Source organism: Massilibacillus massiliensis, assembly GCF_900086705.1.
In the GTDB taxonomy this organism is placed as follows: Bacteria; Bacillota; Negativicutes; order FLKF01; family FLKF01; genus Massilibacillus; species Massilibacillus massiliensis.
In genome coordinates this window covers 3484300-3503350 of the sequence record NZ_LT575483.1, presented here as the reverse complement: position 1 = coordinate 3503350, position 19051 = coordinate 3484300, and the positions used below count along the sequence as shown (strand labels likewise).

At 38.4% G+C, this 19051-nt stretch carries 14 protein-coding genes and 1 pseudogene; 5 read left to right on the top strand and 10 right to left on the bottom strand.

The window, feature by feature from the left end:
• Positions 1-118: 118 nt before the first annotated feature.
• The gene (locus BN6559_RS16840; RefSeq protein ID WP_110955817.1) at positions 119-1420 is read right to left on the bottom strand and encodes an ABC transporter substrate-binding protein; all 1302 of its coding nucleotides are present in this window, start codon (positions 1418-1420) and stop codon (positions 119-121) included.
• 535 nt (positions 1421-1955) lie between these two features.
• Here BN6559_RS16840 and BN6559_RS16835 point away from each other — a divergent pair.
• Both BN6559_RS16835 and BN6559_RS16830 read left to right on the top strand, forming a co-directional pair.
• The gene (locus BN6559_RS16835; RefSeq protein WP_110955816.1) at positions 1956-2459 is read left to right on the top strand and encodes a nitroreductase family protein; all 504 of its coding nucleotides are present in this window, start codon (positions 1956-1958) and stop codon (positions 2457-2459) included.
• 101 nt (positions 2460-2560) lie between these two features.
• Complete coding sequence (locus BN6559_RS16830) at positions 2561-3328, top strand: EFR1 family ferrodoxin (RefSeq protein ID WP_110955815.1); 768 nt, start codon at positions 2561-2563, stop codon at positions 3326-3328.
• Positions 3329-3407: 79 nt separating this feature from the next.
• On the opposite strand, the gene BN6559_RS16825 is transcribed toward BN6559_RS16830, so the two are convergent.
• Positions 3408-4037 carry a TetR/AcrR family transcriptional regulator gene (locus tag BN6559_RS16825; protein ID WP_199884094.1) on the bottom strand — a complete coding sequence of 210 codons (630 nt, stop codon included), beginning with the start codon at positions 4035-4037 and terminating at the stop codon, positions 3408-3410.
• 179 nt (positions 4038-4216) lie between these two features.
• On the opposite strand from BN6559_RS16825, the gene fusA reads away from it, so the two are divergent.
• Together fusA and BN6559_RS16815 are read left to right on the top strand one after the other, a co-directional pair.
• Positions 4217-6292 carry an elongation factor G gene (gene fusA / locus BN6559_RS16820; protein ID WP_110955813.1) on the top strand — a complete coding sequence of 692 codons (2076 nt, stop codon included), beginning with the start codon at positions 4217-4219 and terminating at the stop codon, positions 6290-6292.
• A 127-nt stretch (positions 6293-6419) separates the two neighbouring features.
• Complete coding sequence (locus BN6559_RS16815) at positions 6420-6659, top strand: hypothetical protein (RefSeq protein ID WP_110955812.1); 240 nt, start codon at positions 6420-6422, stop codon at positions 6657-6659.
• Positions 6660-6685: 26 nt separating this feature from the next.
• On the opposite strand, the gene BN6559_RS16810 is transcribed toward BN6559_RS16815, so the two are convergent.
• The 3 genes and pseudogenes from BN6559_RS16810 to BN6559_RS19375 all read right to left on the bottom strand — a co-directional run bounded on the left by BN6559_RS16810 (position 6686) and on the right by BN6559_RS19375 (position 10613).
• Positions 6686-9973, bottom strand: coding sequence for a DEAD/DEAH box helicase (locus BN6559_RS16810; RefSeq protein ID WP_110955811.1), 3288 nt, complete (start codon positions 9971-9973; stop codon positions 6686-6688).
• Between the two features lie 341 nt (positions 9974-10314).
• A pseudogene (locus tag BN6559_RS19875) lies at positions 10315-10443 on the bottom strand (methionine gamma-lyase family protein); the annotation flags it as partial.
• Positions 10444-10445: 2 nt separating this feature from the next.
• A complete protein-coding gene (locus tag BN6559_RS19375; protein ID WP_199884093.1) occupies positions 10446-10613 on the bottom strand; it encodes a hypothetical protein in 168 nt (55 codons plus the stop codon).
• A gap of 344 nt (positions 10614-10957) precedes the next feature.
• Here BN6559_RS19375 and nudC point away from each other — a divergent pair, with 344 nt between their 5' ends.
• Positions 10958-11803 (top strand): NAD(+) diphosphatase, encoded by an 846-nt coding sequence (nudC, locus tag BN6559_RS16800; RefSeq protein WP_110955809.1) that lies wholly within the window; start codon positions 10958-10960, stop codon positions 11801-11803.
• A gap of 314 nt (positions 11804-12117) precedes the next feature.
• Here nudC and BN6559_RS16795 read toward each other — a convergent pair whose 3' ends face one another.
• From BN6559_RS16795 to BN6559_RS16775, 5 genes are all read right to left on the bottom strand, one after another.
• Positions 12118-14091, bottom strand: coding sequence for a methyl-accepting chemotaxis protein (locus tag BN6559_RS16795; RefSeq protein WP_110955808.1), 1974 nt, complete (start codon positions 14089-14091; stop codon positions 12118-12120).
• Positions 14092-14689: 598 nt separating this feature from the next.
• The gene (locus BN6559_RS16790) at positions 14690-15010 is read right to left on the bottom strand and encodes a hypothetical protein (RefSeq protein WP_110955807.1); all 321 of its coding nucleotides are present in this window, start codon (positions 15008-15010) and stop codon (positions 14690-14692) included.
• Between the two features lie 17 nt (positions 15011-15027).
• A complete protein-coding gene (locus BN6559_RS16785; RefSeq protein WP_110955806.1) occupies positions 15028-16116 on the bottom strand; it encodes an RES family NAD+ phosphorylase in 1089 nt (362 codons plus the stop codon).
• Entirely contained in the window at positions 16113-16931 is an 819-nt protein-coding gene (locus BN6559_RS16780; protein ID WP_267886737.1) for a sce7725 family protein, read from the bottom strand. The genes BN6559_RS16785 and BN6559_RS16780 overlap by 4 nt, the downstream gene beginning before the upstream one ends.
• Before the next feature lie 635 nt (positions 16932-17566).
• Positions 17567-19036, bottom strand: coding sequence for a glycoside hydrolase family 1 protein (locus BN6559_RS16775; protein WP_110955804.1), 1470 nt, complete (start codon positions 19034-19036; stop codon positions 17567-17569).
• Positions 19037-19051 lie beyond the last annotated feature (15 nt).

Below are 19051 nucleotides of genomic sequence, written 5' to 3'. Positions count from 1 at the left end.
ATCGTTCTCTTTGCTAACATGTAAAAACGGTGGTCCAGAATTTTTCTCTGAATCCACCGTTTTCAACGTTTTGTTTAACTGCGTCTCAAGCCGGGGATCTTCCCGCAATGCATGAACTCTATTTCATCAATGTATTAATCTTCGTCTGGGTTTCCGTCAAACCGTCCCGCGCTGAAATATTGCCATTTAAGATTCGATCTCTTACATCAAGTAACAGCTGTTCTGCTTGGAGACCTGCATCCCCTGGGAAAGAGGTCCAAGGTACTACACTTTCCATTTGCGTTGTAGCTGCCGTCATCATTTTGTTTTCAGCTAAGAAACTTTTTAAGCCATTTTCAGCCTCAGCTACATCTTTACGAGGTGGTACATAGCCGGTACCTTTCGTCCATTCTGCCATAGACTGCACACTATAAAGGAATTTCATAAATTCCCACGCTGCTTTTTGTTCTTCAGGTGACTGTGCTGTAATTGCTAAGAAACATCCGCCTGCTGGCAATTTTCTATCCTTGCCTTGCCAAGCTGGTGAATTCACCGCTGTAACATCAAATTTTGCATTGTTTTGGACATTTGCTCTCTGTGCAATCGTCGTATATAACATGCCAACATTTCCGTCAATGAAGGATTGTACACCCTCACCCCAAGAAATATGTAGCGCTGATTTTGTATTTACTACCATATCCGCATAAGCTTGATATGCTTTGATGCCTTCTTCTGAGGCAAAACTTGCCTTGCCGTTGGTTATCATCTTAGCACCATTGCTTTCAATTAAGGATTGTTGCGCCCAGTTATCGGCTGGTTCTTGCATATAAAAACCGTATTTTCCTGTTTTTTCTTTAATCGTATTAGAGAATTGGATCAATTCTTCCCAAGTCTTTGGTCCATTTTCATCTAATCCAGCTTGTTTCAAAAGATCTTTGTTTATATATAATACTGGTGTACTCAATGAATAAGGGATACCAACTTGACTTTCTTTACTGTTTTTAGCAAGACCTAATATGTTCGGAAGAAACTTATCTTGAAGAAAAGTTTTATCATCCGGAAAACTTGCATCTATAATTTTTTGAGGTTCAACATATTGAAAATTATTAGAAAAATAATCTAAAAATGCCCATCCTATTTGTACGACAGCCGGTGATTTACCCGTCGCAACCTCAGCCTGCAAATTCTGCATCAAACCCTTGTACATATCCGGATTATAACGAGCAACCACTTCAACATCTTTACTTTGCGCGTTAAATTCCTTAACAAGCTGATCCACTGTTTTACCGCCTTGTGTTTCAGCATTGACATGCCAATATTCAATCTTAATTTTTTTACCATTGCCGTCTGCGCTGCCAGTAGAGCTGGAAGATCCACATCCAGCTAGTAAAAGAGTGCTACATAGCCCGAAGACGATCGTCTTCAAAATATTTTTTCGCATTATGATGTCCTTTCATCCTTATAATTTAGTCAGTGACTGTTTCCAGTATAGCAAGATACATATTGTGAAATGTTAAGTCTATGTAAAAATTAAGTAAATTAAAAATAGAGCTGTAATGCTTCCGTTATTTTTTTGTATATTCTCTAGATGATCTTCCATTAAAATTGTTGTCAATCGAAGGTTTAACCTACAAATTACAAAAGCGATGATTCAGCTTGGAATCATCGCTTAAACTGTCGACCATAGAAGATATTTAAATTTGTTTCCCCCATAAACTAGTACGAAGATAGGTTGCCGGTTGGTGAGAAGTGCCCAGATGCTAGGCGCATGAAGGGGATGTGAAGGAGTCGTACTGTCGTACGTCGACGAACAGCACCTTCATGCAACGACGCAGATGGGTGCTTATCGCCGACCCGCTGCCTATCTGTCCATAGTATATATAAAAGACAGAATAAATTGGAAAACGTTGCTTAGAATAGTTATAATAAAAAATATATAGAAAAGCATTACAATATTCTGAGGAGGTATCTATATTATGAAAGAAATATTCAATCGAAGAAGTATCCGTAAATTTAAAAATCAGGCTGTTGAGCCGGAAAAAATTGATCGCTTACTTCGAGCAGCGATGCAGGCTCCTTCGGCAGGCAACCAGCAGCCGTGGGAATTTATTGTCGTACAGGAAAAAGAGAATTTAGAAAAAATTTCTCAAGTTTCTCCTTATGCGAAGATGGCTGCAAATTCAGCAGTTACCTTCGTTTTAGTAGCAAATGAAAATGATCTAAAAATTCCGACCGCTTGGGAACAAGATTTAGCTGCCGCTGCTGAAAATTTATTATTAGAAGCAGTGCATCTAGAACTTGGTGGTGTATGGCTTGGTGTTGCAACGGCAGACTTTGTTGCTGAAAATGTACGCAATTTATTTCATCTGCCGTCTCATATAAAACCATTTGCACTGATTTCTGTAGGCTATCCCGATGGTCAAAAGAATGAATTTATGGATCGTTATAAAGCTGAAAAAGTACACATTGAAAAATGGTAATTTCTTTTTTCTTTATTCTTATTTAAAAAGTATTGGACAGCTCAAGATAAGCATACGGCTAATGAGCTGTCCCAAAATCTATAGATATTGAAGTGATGTTTATGCATACAACAATTTATTATTTTACTGGTACAGGTAATTCTCTAAAAATAGCAAAGGACTTACAAACCAATCTAACCGATGCTAAAATCGTAAGAATTCATAAAAACACGGATCATAATGACGCTTTAAACGCGGACAGAATTGGATTCATCTTTCCTGTCTATTTTCGCGGACTTCCCCATATGTTAAAGCGATTTGTCGAAACGATGCCTGTTCATAAGGATATATACTACTTCGCAATTGCGAGCTATGGAAGTTCTGCAGCTATTTCCTTTCAGCAATTGCAACAGATTTTAATTGACAGGGGCGGCAGTTTGTCGGCAACCTTCGGCATATCAATGCCGGGCAACATGTGGTTTATGTATTATCCGCATCCAAAACAAGACTTTATCGATCGGATTGACAATGAACCACAAGAAATTTCTGCAATTGCTGCAGCCATTGATCATAAAGAAAAAAATGAAACAACCGCCCTAATCACGGATTCTATGGCGGAAAAAATGTATCATGATTTTAACCCCAGCAAAATGGATATAGATTTTTGGACAAAAGATACTTGCATTGGCTGTGGGATCTGCGCCAAAACATGTCCGGCAAATAATATCACCATTAAACAAGGCCGCCCCTGCTGGCAGCATCATTGCGAATATTGCTTAGCCTGCATTCATTGGTGCCCGCAAGAGGCGATCGAATACAAACAAGACTCTATTCAAAAAGAACGCTATCATCATCCAGCAATAAAAGTCCAAGAGCTCTTTGTAAAATGACAGCTTTATACTACACCATATAAACGGCTACATAGATCTACAAACTTACTATATTTACCTTTTAGATCCGAAATTAAGTTTATATTTCTTTTAAATCTCTTAAAAGTTTTTCTAATTCATGAAGATCTTTGCCTAATCTATATAACAACAAATATCCTTCATATATCGCAAATGCACGCTCCGCACTGCTGGTCGCTTTTTCTTCAGAAACCCCTGACCTCTTCAGTACATCTGTAAAGATCGCAATTATACTCTGTAAAGATGCATAATTTTTAGCGGCAATATCTGGATCTAAAATAGCAGTCTCCATCCCTAATACAGCCATTGGGCATCCAAAACTCTTCCCTCCTTTTGCTTTTTTAAGGAGATCCCCCACTAGTTTTTCGACAAAAGCTTCCCATGTTTTATCTTTTGCAGTCTTTGCAATGTCAGTAAGCATGATTTGGTTATAATATTCAGCTACGGATATTGCTAGATCTTTTTTACTTGAGAAATAAAAATAGAACGACCCTTTAGACAATCCAGCGCTGTTTATGATTTCGTTAATTCCTGTTGCATTATACCCTTTTTCCAGAAATAAACGAGATGCACATTCTATCAATTGCGCTTTAGACTTTTCACCTTTTAAAATTTTTGTGTTTTGCTTCATATAGTCTTTACATCCACCTTTATCAAAAATTATTAAATCCTCATATTCAGGTAATATCACGCACATATAGAGTGGTAAATCAAACCGACTGGTCTATAAAATTATAGCATTCTACACGAAGGTGTCAAGAATAAACGTTTTAACTTTCAGACTAATTGTTTATTCTTGACATTTGTAATATAAAGAACTATTATTTTAGTAGACCGGTTTGTATATTTTATGTCGAAAGGAAGATATTTATGGCAAGACAATTTACACTTGATAAAGTTAGAAACGTAGGAATTATGGCTCATATTGATGCTGGCAAAACAACAACGACTGAGCGCATCCTATTTTATACAGGAAGAACTCATAGAATAGGCGAAGTTCATGAAGGTGCTGCTACAATGGACTGGATGGAACAAGAGCAAGAAAGAGGAATAACAATTACTTCGGCTGCGACAACAGCACAATGGAAAAATCATAAAATTAACATTATTGACACCCCTGGCCACGTTGACTTCACAGTTGAAGTGGAACGATCACTTCGCGTGCTTGATGGGGCTATAACAGTACTGTCTGCTAAAGATGGCGTTGAGCCGCAAACAGAAACGGTATGGAGACAGGCGGATAAGTATAAAGTTCCAAGGATGGTTTATATAAACAAAATGGATATTATGGGTGCTGATTTTTTAAATGTCATACAAATGATGAAAGATAGATTGCAAGCAAATGCAATTCCCATCCAATTGCCAATCGGTCGTGAAGATACTTTTACAGGTATTATCGACCTGATAAAAATGAAAGCGGAAATGTATAGGGATGATTTAGGTGAAAAAATAGAAGAAACTGATATTCCTGAAGAAATGTTAGCCTTAGCTGAGACGTATAGAACAAAGCTTCTTGAAGCAGTTGTTGAGCAAGATGAAGATTTAACGATCAAATATCTTGAAGGTGAAGAAATCACAACAGCTGAATTAATATCCAGTTTGCGAAAAGCGACAATCGAAACGAAAATTATTCCAGTGACATGTGGATCTTCCTATAAAAATAAAGGTGTCCAACTTCTACTTGATGCAGTTATCGCTTATATGCCTTCCCCTGAAGATATACCACCGATCAAAGGAATTTCTCTTGAAGGTGATATACCAATGGAAAGAAAGCCTGAGGATACCGAACCATTTTCAGCTTTGGCATTTAAAATTATGGTTGACCCATTCGTTGGAAAACTTTGTTTCTTTAGAGTATATTCGGGAAAACTGGACGCTGGATCTTACGTTTACAATTCAGTGAAAGACAAAAGAGAACGAATTGGTAGAATCGTGCAAATGCATGCAAATCATAGAGAAGATATTAAAGAAGTTTTTACAGGAGATATCGCTGCAGCAGTTGGTCTTAAAGATACAACTACAGGAGATACACTTTGTGATGAAGCGCATCCAATTATTCTAGAATCCATGCAATTCCCTGAAACAGTGATCAGTGTAGCAATTGAACCAAAGACGAAAGCTGGGCAGGAAAAGATGGGCATCGCATTATCGAAGCTTGCCGAAGAAGATCCAACCTTCAAGACTTATACCGACCCAGATACTGGTCAAACTATAATATCTGGTATGGGAGAACTTCACCTAGACATCATCGTGGATAGAATGATGCGAGAATACAAAGTTGAAGCAAATGTAGGAAAACCGCAAGTTGCATACAAAGAAACAATTAAGAAAAAAGTTAAAGTTGAAGGTAAGTTCATCAGACAGTCTGGCGGTAAAGGTCAGTTCGGTCATGTATGGCTTGAGATTGAACCAAAAGAAGCCGGTACTGGCTTTGAATTTGTCAATAAGATTGTCGGTGGAGCGATCCCAAGAGAATACATCCCTGCAGTTGAAGCTGGTATAACAGAAGCACTAAACAACGGTGTACTCGGCGGATATCCAGTAATAGATCTTAAAGTTACTTTGTTTGATGGCTCCTACCACGAGGTTGACTCATCAGAAATGGCCTTTAAAATTGCTGGTTCTATGGCCTTCAAAGATGGATGCAAAAAAGCTGCCCCTGTGCTGCTCGAGCCTATCATGAAAGTGGAGGTTACAGTTCCAGAAAACTATATGGGCGATATAATCGGTAATATAAACTCGAGAAGAGGTAAAATCGAGGGTATGGAAGCAAGAGGCGTCATGCAGATTGTAAGAGGGTTTGTTCCCCTCTCTGAAATGTTTGGATATGCAACAGATCTTCGTTCAAGGACGCAAGGCAGAGCCACTTATTCTATGGAAATGCATCACTTCGAAGAAGTACCAAAAAACGTAGCAGAAAAAGTCATCGAAGCAAAAGATAACTAACACGCTCGATCATAATTTAGTGATACACAATGTAAGGACTGGCAACAGTAGAATTTGTTGCCAGTCCTCTTTATGTTATCTCATTGCTATTGCTTTGATCTATACGATGAACTGGACAAATACCCAAATGAAAGATTCGAATTTGGAAAAAGAACTTGAACCAATGGAAATGTGTCTTCAACGAACGTTTGGCTACGTAGAAACCCTCACTGTGAATGATACCTACCAATTTGATGATTACTCAAAATACGTTGCAACACTATTTGATGAAAGTAAAAAAGCGAAAGTTCGAGAAGAACAATTTCCTAAAGACTGTGAAAAAGCTGTTCAATTGGGTATAAAGCTTACAAAGCAAATCACGATATAATCCAGTGTGGTATTTCTCCACAGCCCCTAGAGAACAAACAACTTCCGTATTTCATCTTCACTTAGCTTAGTCAAGAAATTTTCGCCGGGTTTTACTAAGCTGTCGATCATTTCTCGCTTTTTATTTTGGAGTTCATAGATTTTTTCTTCCACTGTATTTTTTGCAATAAATTTGTATACTTGGACTGAATTTTTCTGACCGATGCGATACGCCCGATCTGTCGCCTGATCTTCTACCGCAGGATTCCACCATGGATCATAATGAATTACGGTATCTGCCCCTGTCAGATTTAGTCCTGTACCTCCTGCTTTAAGCGATATGAGAAATACCTCTCTATCTCCAGCATTAAAAGAATGCACAAGTTTTATCCGATCTTCGGCTGGCGTTGATCCGTCCAAATAATAATGAGATATATTCATTTTTACTAACTCTTCTTTAATAATCGCCAGCATACCCGTAAACTGAGAAAAAATAAGTACCCGATGACCAGCGTTTACTGCTTCCTTGACAATCTCTTTAAAAACTTCCAACTTGCCGCTGCCACCATGATAATCCTCGATAAATAGAGATGGATGGCAACAAATTTGTCTTAATCTCGTTAGTAATGCTAGAATTTTTATCTGACTTTTTGAAAAACCATGCGCGGCAATTTCAGTGTCAAGTTCTGCTTTCGCCTGCACTGCCCAAGCAGCATAAAGTTTTACCTGCTGCTCTGTCATCTCACAGCTCAGTTTACTTTCTACTTTTTCCGGCAATTCCTTAAGCACGGCTTTTTTCATCCGCCGCATAATGAAAGGCTTGATATGACGACTAAGTTCATTAAGCGCTTGTTTATCACTATTTTTTACAATAGGCTGTTCAAACTTACTGGTAAAAGTCCTATGACTTTGCAAATAGCCTGGCATGATAAAATCAAAAATTGACCATAACTCTGTTAATGTATTTTCGATTGGTGTGCCTGTCAGCGCAAAATAATTCTTAGCTCTGATTTTTTTTACAGTTTTGGCATTCAAAGTATTCGGGTTCTTCACATGCTGTGCCTCATCCAGAAAGCAATACAAAAACTTCTTTTTTTCATAAAATTCAATATCACGTTTAATCAAGGCATACGAAGTTACGACTAAATCCACTTCGTCAACTTCTTGAAGCTGTGTTGCTCTCGTTTCCGGGTCTCCCGATACGACCAAAGTCCTCAGACTAGGCGCAAATTTCTGTACTTCCTCTTCCCAGTTATAAACAAGTGAAGTAGGTGCAATAACCAAAGAAGGCTGCGGCGTATCTGTTTTTTCAAATAGCAAAAAGGTAAGAACCTGCAAGGTTTTTCCTAAGCCCATATCATCCGCTAAAATCCCGCCAAAGCCATAGTTTGCCAAAGATTTTAGCCATTTAAATCCCGTCTTTTGATATGCTCTTAATTTTCCCTGTATGCCATCCGGAACTTGATATTCCACATCCTCTGGCTCTTTTATATCCTGTACCATTTTCTTAAAAGCACTGCTGCGTTCCATATAAAACTCACCAGTTTCGCGCGCCAAACTATCTAAATATAAGGCACGATATTTAGGAAGTTCAATGACTTTCTTTTTCAGATCATTGGGACGGACTCCAAGCTGGGTAAGCATTCTTGCGCTAACCTCAAAGGCCGGTGAATCAAGGGGAATAAAAGATCCGTCCTGTAAACGATGATAACGCTTTTTTATTTTATAGGAAGTCAATAATTCCATAAGTTCTTTAAGCGAGATATCGTCAAAGTCAAGCGAGAGTTCCAGCATATCCGTTTCTGTATTAAGACGAACCCCGGCAGAAATATTGCTGGCTTCTTTAATACGAATATTTTTAAACGCATCTGTATAAAAAACTTCGGCGATATCCTTTAATTCTAAAAGGCCTTCCTGCAGAAACAAGTAAACTTTTTCTTCATCCAATTGCACTAACTGTCCATTTTCCCAAATAAAGCCGTACTTACGAAACAAATTTAACAGCTGGGTTTCTTCAATCGTGGAACGTAAAAGAACCTTACCATCCATCATGATTTCATTCTGCGACTTATCATCATGAAACTGCACTACTTTTTCACCGTAGCGAAATTCAACCCGGGCGCTCATGCCATTCTTTAACTTATCTAAATATACAGCTTTCGCCAGTTTCTCGCGTGCGTACTTTGCCAAAACGCCAGATTTAAGATGCACTGTACTGATTTTTTCAAGCGCCGGCAACATCCCTGAGAAAAATGTGGAAGCACTGCTTTCTGGTATATCCACACCTACTGCATGCTGCGTCGAAAGACAATCGAGGATTGGTTTTATAGATTGGGAAAATTCGGCATCGACCTGATAAATTTTTTGCTGATAATATAGATACTCATAATCGTCGTCTAATCCATATATGACTTCGTCTGGCTCCAACTCAAGTGCCAGACGAACACCGCCCTTGATATTATGAATTGTCAGATTAAGCTGCGGCCGTCCGTATTCAATCATAATACCTTTCAGTTTTTCATCGTTTATTTCTATATCAAAGGCTTTATCCGCCATGCAAGTAAAGAATTGTTTTAACGTACGATTGGTCAGTGTATAATACCGTGCATCAGAAAAAGCTGACCCATAGCTTGCATAATAGTTCCAGCTACTACGCTGTTTTTCTTCTATATAGCCTTGATACAACAGATCTACAAGCGCCTGTGATGCTGTATCAAACACCATATACTGCGGATCGAAAGCAAAGTTTTTTCCATAGTACAAATTCTTATTCGTTTCTAAGGCTTCCATCAATTGTGTGATATGCTTTACTACATACATCCGTTCACTGCCAATCAAAAATTTCAGTGAACTTTTTTTATGCCCGGAAACAATGGAAAATATATAGGTCCCTGTCAATCGAACTGGAACAGGTGACATTTTATTATGCATACTTTCGGATTTTTGTATAAAAAAATTCAGCATTTCTTGTGCTGGTTTTGTCAATTGCAGCTTTGGCTTTTCCTTTTTATCTAGAAAACGAATAACCGTACTTTCTTTAGAAAAATAATTATCCCAATCATCTTTGATCGTCTTCATTACCGCCACAATATGCTTGCAGGCCCCGTTATACTCATAAAAAGCCGGACACTCACAATGATAGTTTTTTATCTTATACTGCGCATCAAAATTGATTGAAACGCTGTAGATTTCCCGCCCCGAAACCTGCGCCACAAATAAATTTTGATCCGAAATAAATTCGATATCTTCTACACGTCCTGTCTCATAATAATAACAACCCTTTTTATAAGATGACCCCATAGCGGCTTGCTGTTTTATGATATCTTCCGACAACATAAGTATTACTCCCTACCCAATGAAATTTCTTGAAGTTTATAGTTTTATTATTATAACATAGTCGGAGAGTAAATACGATAAACCCCTTTGGTGTAATTAATTTTTACATCACCTTCCTTTTTTGTACTCTGCCAGTTTGGCAAATCACCTCAATAGTAGTCTTCCCATTTCATTCATTTTTTCGCTGGAAGCTACCCGACTGGAAGTCGGGGTTTTTACCCAGCGCATTGAAAATAAAAAATTACAAATATTGAAAAAGTCCCAAGGCCTGCCGCATAGGCAATATGCCGTTCCGACCAATTAATTGGATAATACAGGCCCAGGATGTATAGCCCATACACAGCCCCCGCTGCAGTAGGCTCTAATGTATCAACAAACTCACCATAACAATTATCAACAAAACAGATGCAATCTTGCTTTATAGTTTTTATCATTTCACAAATTTGTTTAATCTCATCAATTGTTAAAGGCTCTACCCCTTCATCAATTGCTGCGCAGCATGTACACTTTGCACCATTGACATATAATAGCTAAAGGCAATGAAATCTGCCGGATATTGTTTTAAAACGGCTTCATCACCTTCCTGCATTTTTACTTCTAAATGATTCTTTTTAAATAACCTGTTTAATAATTGCCCCATATGCTGCTCCTTAATTACCAGTTCCTTGATCAAATTGAAACAAATCTTAAAATTCACCCTGTCCAAGATACTAGAAAATACAACTTCATAAGACAATTATACTCTATATTCATTGAAATTTTCAGTATCATCACTTAAGATTTTATTGCTTTCTCTAAATCAAAAGTATCATTCTTTCTTTTTATCTTAGAAACTACCGATTGAAAACTAAATTACAGCAATAGAATCCAAGTGTTTAGGAAATTGCATAAAACCATATAATCCGTTAGAATATAGATAGGATCTATTGTCTCAAGCAGAAAACCAACGATGACTTTCTGCAAAACCATGAGAGGGTGATTTTTATGATCCAGGATATTGGACCAAAAATATTCAATAATAATTTTAAACATCAAAAAGCCAAAGAATCTGATGTTTTCCTTTCATATGAAGGAGATACCGTTCTAATAAAAGAAGACAAAGACAAGCTGTGGTGTCCGTCTTTTGCTGATTTTCAGGAAAAATATCCTGCACTTATCGAGAAGGCACAGTTTCTTTTTACCATCAACGAAATTCATTACTTTCTGGTAGACGAACAGGGGCTTGATTCCGTGGATGGCTGGATTTATGTGAATGTGCGCCGTTTCCGTTCAGAACCAAAATATTGGCGTTCCTTTGCCGGTGCTGTCGGTTGGCAGCTAAATCGCTGGTATTCGGATCATAAATTTTGCAGCAGATGTAAGACGCCCCTGAAAAAATCCGATAAAGAGCGCATGCTCTATTGTGACAGCTGCAACTTTCAGATCTACCCGAAAATTTCACCGGCGGTCATTGTCGCTGTACATGACAAAAATCGTCTCCTTTTAACAAAATACGCCGGAAGAGAACACGTTCGTCATTCACTGATTGCCGGTTTTGCAGAAATCGGGGAAAGCCTTGAACAAACCGTGCATCGCGAAGTACTGGAAGAAGCCGGACTGAAAGTGAAAAACCTGAAATTTTACAAGAGCCAGCCGTGGCCGTTTACCGATACGCTCCTCGCCGGATTTTATGCCGAACTCGACGGCGATGATGCCATCACGCTGGAAACCGATGAACTTGCACTTGGTGTCTGGGTAGAGAGAGAAAATATTCCCCTCGAAGACGAGCTGCAAATGAGCCTGACCAGCGAAGTGATCGCCGCCTTTAAGAAAAATGAAATTGATGTATAGAGATATGGGGCTTTAGCATATTACATCTGCTTTCTACAGCCTGCATGATCACAATCAAAAAGAGTTTAACTGACCAGTTCCTCAGGACTTGGCAGCTAAACTCTTTTCATTTATCTCTATATCAACTATCCATATATCCACATTATGATAAATTGAATACAGGAGGTGGTTTCCTTGAAGTTTCGTCTTTTCTTTGAACTGGAAAGCAATCATCATTACACATAACATACATATTATATATTTTTATGCATTTACTCTGCTCCATTTTCATAGCCTTTACGAGACATGTAACCTGTCCTCTGCCCCTTCACCTTCTACAGTCTAAACTTTGTAACTGCAGTTTGCAAATCTTGTGCCATTTTTGCCAGCGCCTCACTGGATGAAGTGATTTCCTCCATAGATGCCAGTTGCTGCTGCGTAGCCGCCGATACACTCTGCGCTTCATCGGAAGAAGTTTTGCTCAAACCATCAATTGTCTGCACTGCATCTACAATGTGCTGACTGCCTGTAACCAATTTCTGTACTGTATCCGAAACTTCCTTGGCCTGTGCGGAAGCACTCGCCACCAAATCCGCGATTTCCCGGAAGGCCGTCCCAGCTTCGGCAACCATTTCCGTCCCTGTCTGCACATCACGCGCTCCATTTTGCATCGCATCAACCGCACGCGTAGTATCATTTTGGATCTCACCAACCAGAGCGGCAATTTGCTTTGTTGCTGCCTCCGATTCTTCCGCCAGCTTGCGTACTTCCTCTGCGACTACCGCAAAACCGCGCCCCTGCTCACCTGCTCTGGCTGCTTCAATTGCGGCATTTAAGGCGAGCAAGTTCGTTTGCCCGGCAATCCCTGCAATGGTTCCCACGATCTGCCCGATTTCCTTAGACTTATCATTTAATTTGGCGATTGCCTCACTTACCGCCTGGGCTGAACCGGCAATCTCACCCATTTGGTTAACCGCTTTATCCACAGCCCCGCTTCCGACATCGGATCTGTCCATAGCCTTCTTCGAAGCTACCGTCATTTCATCGGCATTCACCGCCATTTGGCGCAATCCATCAGAGATTTGTCCGACTGACTGCTGCGTTGCATCGACCGCATGCAACTGCTCATTTGCACCCTCGGCTACATTGGCAATCGCCGATGCAACCTGATTTGATGCCTGCGTCGACTGCGCAGAGCTTGCGGTCAGTTCCTCGGCGGACGCCGCGACCTGCTGGCTCATCAACATCGTATCTTTGACCAGTGATCGTAAATTTTCTACCATTTTACTGAAGCTTTGTCCCAAGCGACCAATTTCATCATTTGACTGCAACTGCATTCGAAATTGAGAAAGATCCCCGCCGGCAATTTGCTGCGCCGCCCTCTCAAGATCCGCAAGCGGTTTTGCCATACGCCGGGCATACCATGCAACAAAAATCCCTGCGAGCAATAATACCACCACACTGATCGAGATCGAAAGCATTGTCAGATGATCTACCTCTTTCGTCACCTCGTCTGTGGGAACACTAATCGCCAAAGACCAGCCCATGCCGGGAACCGGCGCGAAGGCAACATACCGCTGCACGCCCGTGATATTGATCTGCATACTGTCGGTTTCTCCTGCAACCATTTTCCCGATTAATTTCTTCCGTCCCGGATCGCTGTTTTCATCCGTCAACGAATTGACTTTCATCGCAACCGCCTGATCGGGATGAATAATAAATAAGCCGTCTTTTCTTACGATGCTTGCAAAACCTGTTTCGCCGACTTTAATATCCAGAATTTTTTGCTTCAGCACATCAATCGGCACCGTCCCAAAGACGATACCGGTCATTTTACCGCCATTTTTTACCGGTATTGAGACCATAACAACCGTTTTCCCCGTTGCTGCCGAAGTCATTGGATCAGAAATCAGCGTCTTCCCTTGCATTGTTTCCTTAAAAAACGCTCTGCTTGCTACACTGATTCGCGCCCCGCTTTCATTGATCGACGCCCCTGTTGCATCCGCAAACACCACAGAATCATATTCCGGATTGGCTTGCTTGGCATTGATCAAAATCGGTAAAATATGCTCGATATCCCCCGTTTGAATGACCGGGTTCGACGCCAGCATCGTCAATTCTATCTGATGCGTTTTCAACCACTCACCGGACGAAGCCGCAGCAGTGACTGCACTTTTTTTCATATCTTCATTGACATTCTTAATAAGAATATCTCGTGCCTTCCAATAATTGCTCCCCCCCAAAATCGCAAGGGATACAAAAAAAATTAAAATAATACTCATTGTCATTTTTGCTTGTATGCTTTTCATCTACTTCACACGCTCCCAACTCTGCTTTATCTATTGCTGCTTTTACATAAAACGACCAATGACACCCTCTTTCCAGCTTATTTTTATAGAAAGATAACAAAATAGGATAAGGTTACCTTCATTGTTAATTATAGCATAGAAAATTAAATAAAATGCAATAAGATCACATAAATATGCATAAACCTTTAGAAAATTGCATAAAACACTACAATTCGCTACAATATAATTTAGATTCTATTGTAACTCCATAATAATTTCAAACAGCAAAAAGAGTTTAACTGTAAGGTTTCAGGACTTAGCAGTTAAACTCTTTTTGCTTGATCTATCTATTTTACTATCCATATTATTCCAAAATATAAATATCGGACTAGCGCTAACTAGTCCGACAAACTGAATACAGGAGGTGATTTCCTTGAAGTTTCGTTTCATTCTTGAAGTAGAGGTAACGGTACTTATCAAGGTAATAGCACTGATAGCTTTTATCTTAAAAGTGCTGTTCACCTAATGCATTCAACCGAAACGGCCTGCTTGCCACAGGGCGTTTTGGGTTTATTTAGTATATGTTATACCTATTGTAAATAGATGTAACCAGCATCCACTACAAGGATATTGCTTTTTCCTGATAAACATCAATGACGGTCTGATGTTTCCCCATGATTTCTTTCGCAGTTTTTAAATTTTGCTCTACCTGCTTGTAAGAAGTTCCACCAAAAGAATTGCGATTCTCGACGCAGGTTTCTACTTTGATTGCGTCCAAAATATCGGCTTCAAATAGTGGCGAGAATTGTTTCAATTCTTCTAAAGATAAATCCATCAGCCATTTATGATGCTCAATGCAATAGTGCACGCTTTTCCCGGATACTTCATGCGCCTGTCTGAATGGTAGGCCTTTTTTTACGAGGTAATCCGCTAAATTGATATCTTATATAGACTAATTCATACTTTTATTCTTTTGTAATTTAATTCTTCAATTCGAAAAGTTTCTGCCTCAATACAATTGAATATCTTAGGATAAAACATTGCTAAATTATAGCCCCCTGCACACAGTGTGCTACCATACTCTATTCCTGCATATTCTGGAATTCCATCATATTCTATACTCTTAATGAATTCACTGATATATTGTGTTGGAACGTACTCTAGCAAACTATCATTTCTCCGTAATGGCTTCGCCATCTCTTGATTAATTTTTCCCAGAACATCTTTATTAATAGCGTATTGAGTACAATCCAACTCTGGTAAAAATGGACTTATCTTATCTATTGCCCTTAAATCAACAATAATAACATCTTCCGTTAATTCAAATTTTCCAATTGTAACGTAATCAAATGCCCCAGCCCGAACCTCATGCACAGTTGTTTCCATATCACTTGCTAGATATAAACACCTTACCCCTAACGAATTTGCTCGTCCGGCAGCAGTCTTTTCAGATGGAGGAGCCGACATCTCACTACACTTAAATCCATCCTCTGATGAAATACGTCCTCTAAAAAAAATGTCTCCCTTTTTATAGGATTTCCTTCTATAGGAACAAAAAACCTCTAAATTCTTAGTATTAATATGTTTAGTATAAAATCTATTCTTATTTTTTAAATCATTTACAAAATCTCTCCAAATATTTGTAGGTAGGATAGCATTTTCCTTTAGATAATCTTGATCTTTATATGCCGAAATTCCAATAAGCCCATCAAACAATTGAGGAGAATCAGCATATTTTTCTTTACATATGTTTGTTATCATCTCATATATTTGAGACTTATTCAATCCATTATATATATCCCAAGTATTTTTCAATTCTTCAGTTAATAATTTCAAATCTGCCTTAGGATAATTTTCTGGCAATGAATTACTTGGTGTATAAATACTGATTAATTCATCAAATAAATCTGCTAACTCCTTATCAACATCCGTATCATACAAAAAAACATTATCATGTCCGCACGTTGTACATTTGCCCACTTTATTTAAACGTGTAATTGTACCCGCAATTTCTGAATCTTTAAAGCACTTATTACAAAAAATCATCTTCCAGTCGCTCCATCTAAATATTGACTCATTAATTCAATATGATGCATAATTGAAAGTTTTTTTACTGTACCTAATCCAGGATATATTTCATTCTCAAACATCTGCTCAAAGATTTTTATCCCAGTTGTATTGATTCTTTTCTCCTTATTCCAACTTACTAATTTTCCTACAGCCTCAGAAAATTTTTGGGCAGGGTCATTTATATCATCATTCGTATCTGAAACAAAATGCTTGATCCTTAAACTTTTTTCATTATCAAAATAAACTATATGTATTGCAACAGCATAAGGTGCAAAACCTGATTCAATATACCCATCACCAACCACACTATAGTCAGAAAATCCTACATATCCATCATCTTTATAATAAAGATGATCATAAGAAAATGACTCATCTTCATCCTTACCAGCATAAGCACTGTTTCTTTCTCTTTTATTAAATTTATCTGCTAACAATACACGATTGTCTCTAATTCTTCTTCTAAAAATACTTTCATCTAATATAAGATTAAATTGCGGCTTGCCTTCATTAAACATTTTTTCATAAACTTCGATATAATCCTCATTATTACATATTATTACTAGATTTTCTGGTTTAACGCCTATTTTTAATAAATCAGATATTTGATTTTTAGAATTACTGTTTAAAATATGAGTTGTAATCACCATAGATAGTCTAGCCGCTTGAATAAATTTTTCTTTTAGTAAAACGTTTTCTTCCTTACCTAGCTTTTTGATAAAGTCACCTACTTGAGGGTTCATTATTAACGCAATTTTCCTCTTATTTTTCTCAAAACTCTTAATATAAAACATGGACAAAGGGACGGTGGTTGCGTCTTATAGCTCTTACACGCTTTTAGATTAATTTCTATATTTTTATCTATCAAAAATACCTTTTATCATATTCAGCATAAACCCAATCGTATACATTATTACCATGACTTAAAAGGAGTGGCGCATTTAACGCGCCACTCCTTTATTTAATCTAAATCCGCCCCATTCCCATTACTATCGATAACTTTCTTATACCAACAGACACAGTGTCTAAAAATGAACTGTCCCAATTGGTAATATTAAGTTATAATATAAAAGGACGTAGCCATGAACTACGTCCTTACAACTGAATAGGAGGTGATACCATGCAGTTAGAATTCGGGCATCTAAAACTAACGATTTCTAGCAAATTCATCTTAGCGACTGCAACGCTAATTGAACTTTGCAGGTAGTCAACACCTACTCAACCGAAACGTCCTGTATCGAGCAGGGCGTTTTTGGTTTATTTAGTATATGTTTATTATATGCTATTTCATACGTATTGTAAACTGCCATAACACACCCCCATTTTTACATTATTTATTATTTTACCCTCCCCACAGAAATGGTTTATACATTGTAAACAATTCACAGGCTATTTTGTAGAAGACAAAGCGAAGAAAACCTTTTTTCCCTTAATCTAAATCCGCCCCATTACTATCGATAACTTTCTTATACCAATAAAAACTTTTCTTTTTCGATCTTTTATAGGTTCCATTGCCTAAATCATCTGCGTCTACATAAATGAAACCATAGCGCTTACTCATTTGAGATGTTGAGGCACTTACGATATCAATACAGGCCCAGGATGTATAGCCCATACACTCTACCCCTTCATCTATTGCTGCGCCAATTTGTTCAAAATGCTTTCTAAAATAATCAATACGATAGTCATCATGAATTGCGCCATCTTCTTCCACTGTATCATAAGCGCCAATTCCATTTTCAACGATCCATAACGGTTTATGGTAACGATCATATAAATCAATTAGGGATATGCGTAACCCCTTTGGATCGACTTGCCAGCCCCATTCACTGATCGGCAGGTATGGATTTTTAACGCCTGTTACTAAATTGCCGCCTACCTTTTCACGCTGCGCAGCATGTACACTTTGCACCATTGACATGTAATAGCTAAAGGCAATGAAATCTGCCGGATATTGTTTTAAGACTGCTTCATCACCTTCCTGCATTTTTACTTCTAAATGATTCTTCTTAAAATACTGTAACAAATGTCTTGGATATTCTCCTAAAACTTGTACATCTGTATAAACAAAATTATTTCTATTATCTCGCTGCGCTAATAGAATATCATCCGGATTACAGGTTTCTGGATAGGTTAAGGTCTTTGTAACCATACAGCCAACCTGCGCATTGGGTATAATTTCATGACAGTACTTCGTTGCCAAAGCTGCTGCCACAAATTGATGATGCAGGGCCTGGTATATGGCTTGCTCAGCTTCTTTCTTGCTGGCGTACTTCTCTTCTAGAACTCCGACTGTTGTAAACGCATGACGGAAGACGCTGTCTATTTCATTAAAGGTTAGCCAATATTTCACTAAATCTTTATAACGCTTAAAACATACTTTCGCATATTTCACAAATAGATCGACTACATCACGCGATACCCATCCATCATAATGGTTCACTAAATATAACGGCATTTCATAATGGGACAAAGTAACCAATGGTTCTATATCGCTCGCTCGTAATTCCTTAAACAGATCTTCATAAAATTGCAAGCCTTTTTCATTGGGCTGTTCTTCATTCCCATTAGGAAATATACGTGTCCATGCGATGGACACACGCAGGGTTTTAAATCCCATTTCTTTAAAAAGTGCAATATCTTCTTTGTAGTTATGGTAAAAATCAATGCCTCTGCGTTTAGGATAATAGGTATCGTCCGTAGCTTTCATTGCACGTTCTATATCTGCTAATCCAACATGCCACTGTTTCACATAATCTTTGATATCAATATCGGGTTTGTACATGGCAACATCGGCAACGGACATACCTTTTCCATCCACATTCCATGCACCTTCGGCCTGATTTGCAGCAATTGCACCGCCCCATAAAAATCCATCGGGAAATGATGTTTTGTTCATTCTAAACGCCTCCTG

Coding starts and splice junctions, on each gene's coding strand:
- BN6559_RS16840 (WP_110955817.1), bottom strand. CDS start 1,420: ATGCGAAAAAATATTTTGAAGACGATCGTCTTCGGGCTATGTAGCACT.
- BN6559_RS16835 (WP_110955816.1), top strand. CDS start 1,956: ATGAAAGAAATATTCAATCGAAGAAGTATCCGTAAATTTAAAAATCAG.
- BN6559_RS16830 (WP_110955815.1), top strand. CDS start 2,561: ATGCATACAACAATTTATTATTTTACTGGTACAGGTAATTCTCTAAAA.
- fusA (WP_110955813.1), top strand. CDS start 4,217: ATGGCAAGACAATTTACACTTGATAAAGTTAGAAACGTAGGAATTATG.
- BN6559_RS16815 (WP_110955812.1), top strand. CDS start 6,420: ATGAAAGATTCGAATTTGGAAAAAGAACTTGAACCAATGGAAATGTGT.
- BN6559_RS16810 (WP_110955811.1), bottom strand. CDS start 9,973: ATGTTGTCGGAAGATATCATAAAACAGCAAGCCGCTATGGGGTCATCT.
- BN6559_RS19375 (WP_199884093.1), bottom strand. CDS start 10,613: ATGGGGCAATTATTAAACAGGTTATTTAAAAAGAATCATTTAGAAGTA.
- nudC (WP_110955809.1), top strand. CDS start 10,958: ATGATCCAGGATATTGGACCAAAAATATTCAATAATAATTTTAAACAT.
- BN6559_RS16795 (WP_110955808.1), bottom strand. CDS start 14,091: ATGAAAAGCATACAAGCAAAAATGACAATGAGTATTATTTTAATTTTT.
- BN6559_RS16785 (WP_110955806.1), bottom strand. CDS start 16,116: ATGATTTTTTGTAATAAGTGCTTTAAAGATTCAGAAATTGCGGGTACA.
- BN6559_RS16780 (WP_267886737.1), bottom strand. CDS start 16,931: ATGTTTTATATTAAGAGTTTTGAGAAAAATAAGAGGAAAATTGCGTTA.
- BN6559_RS16775 (WP_110955804.1), bottom strand. CDS start 19,036: ATGAACAAAACATCATTTCCCGATGGATTTTTATGGGGCGGTGCAATT.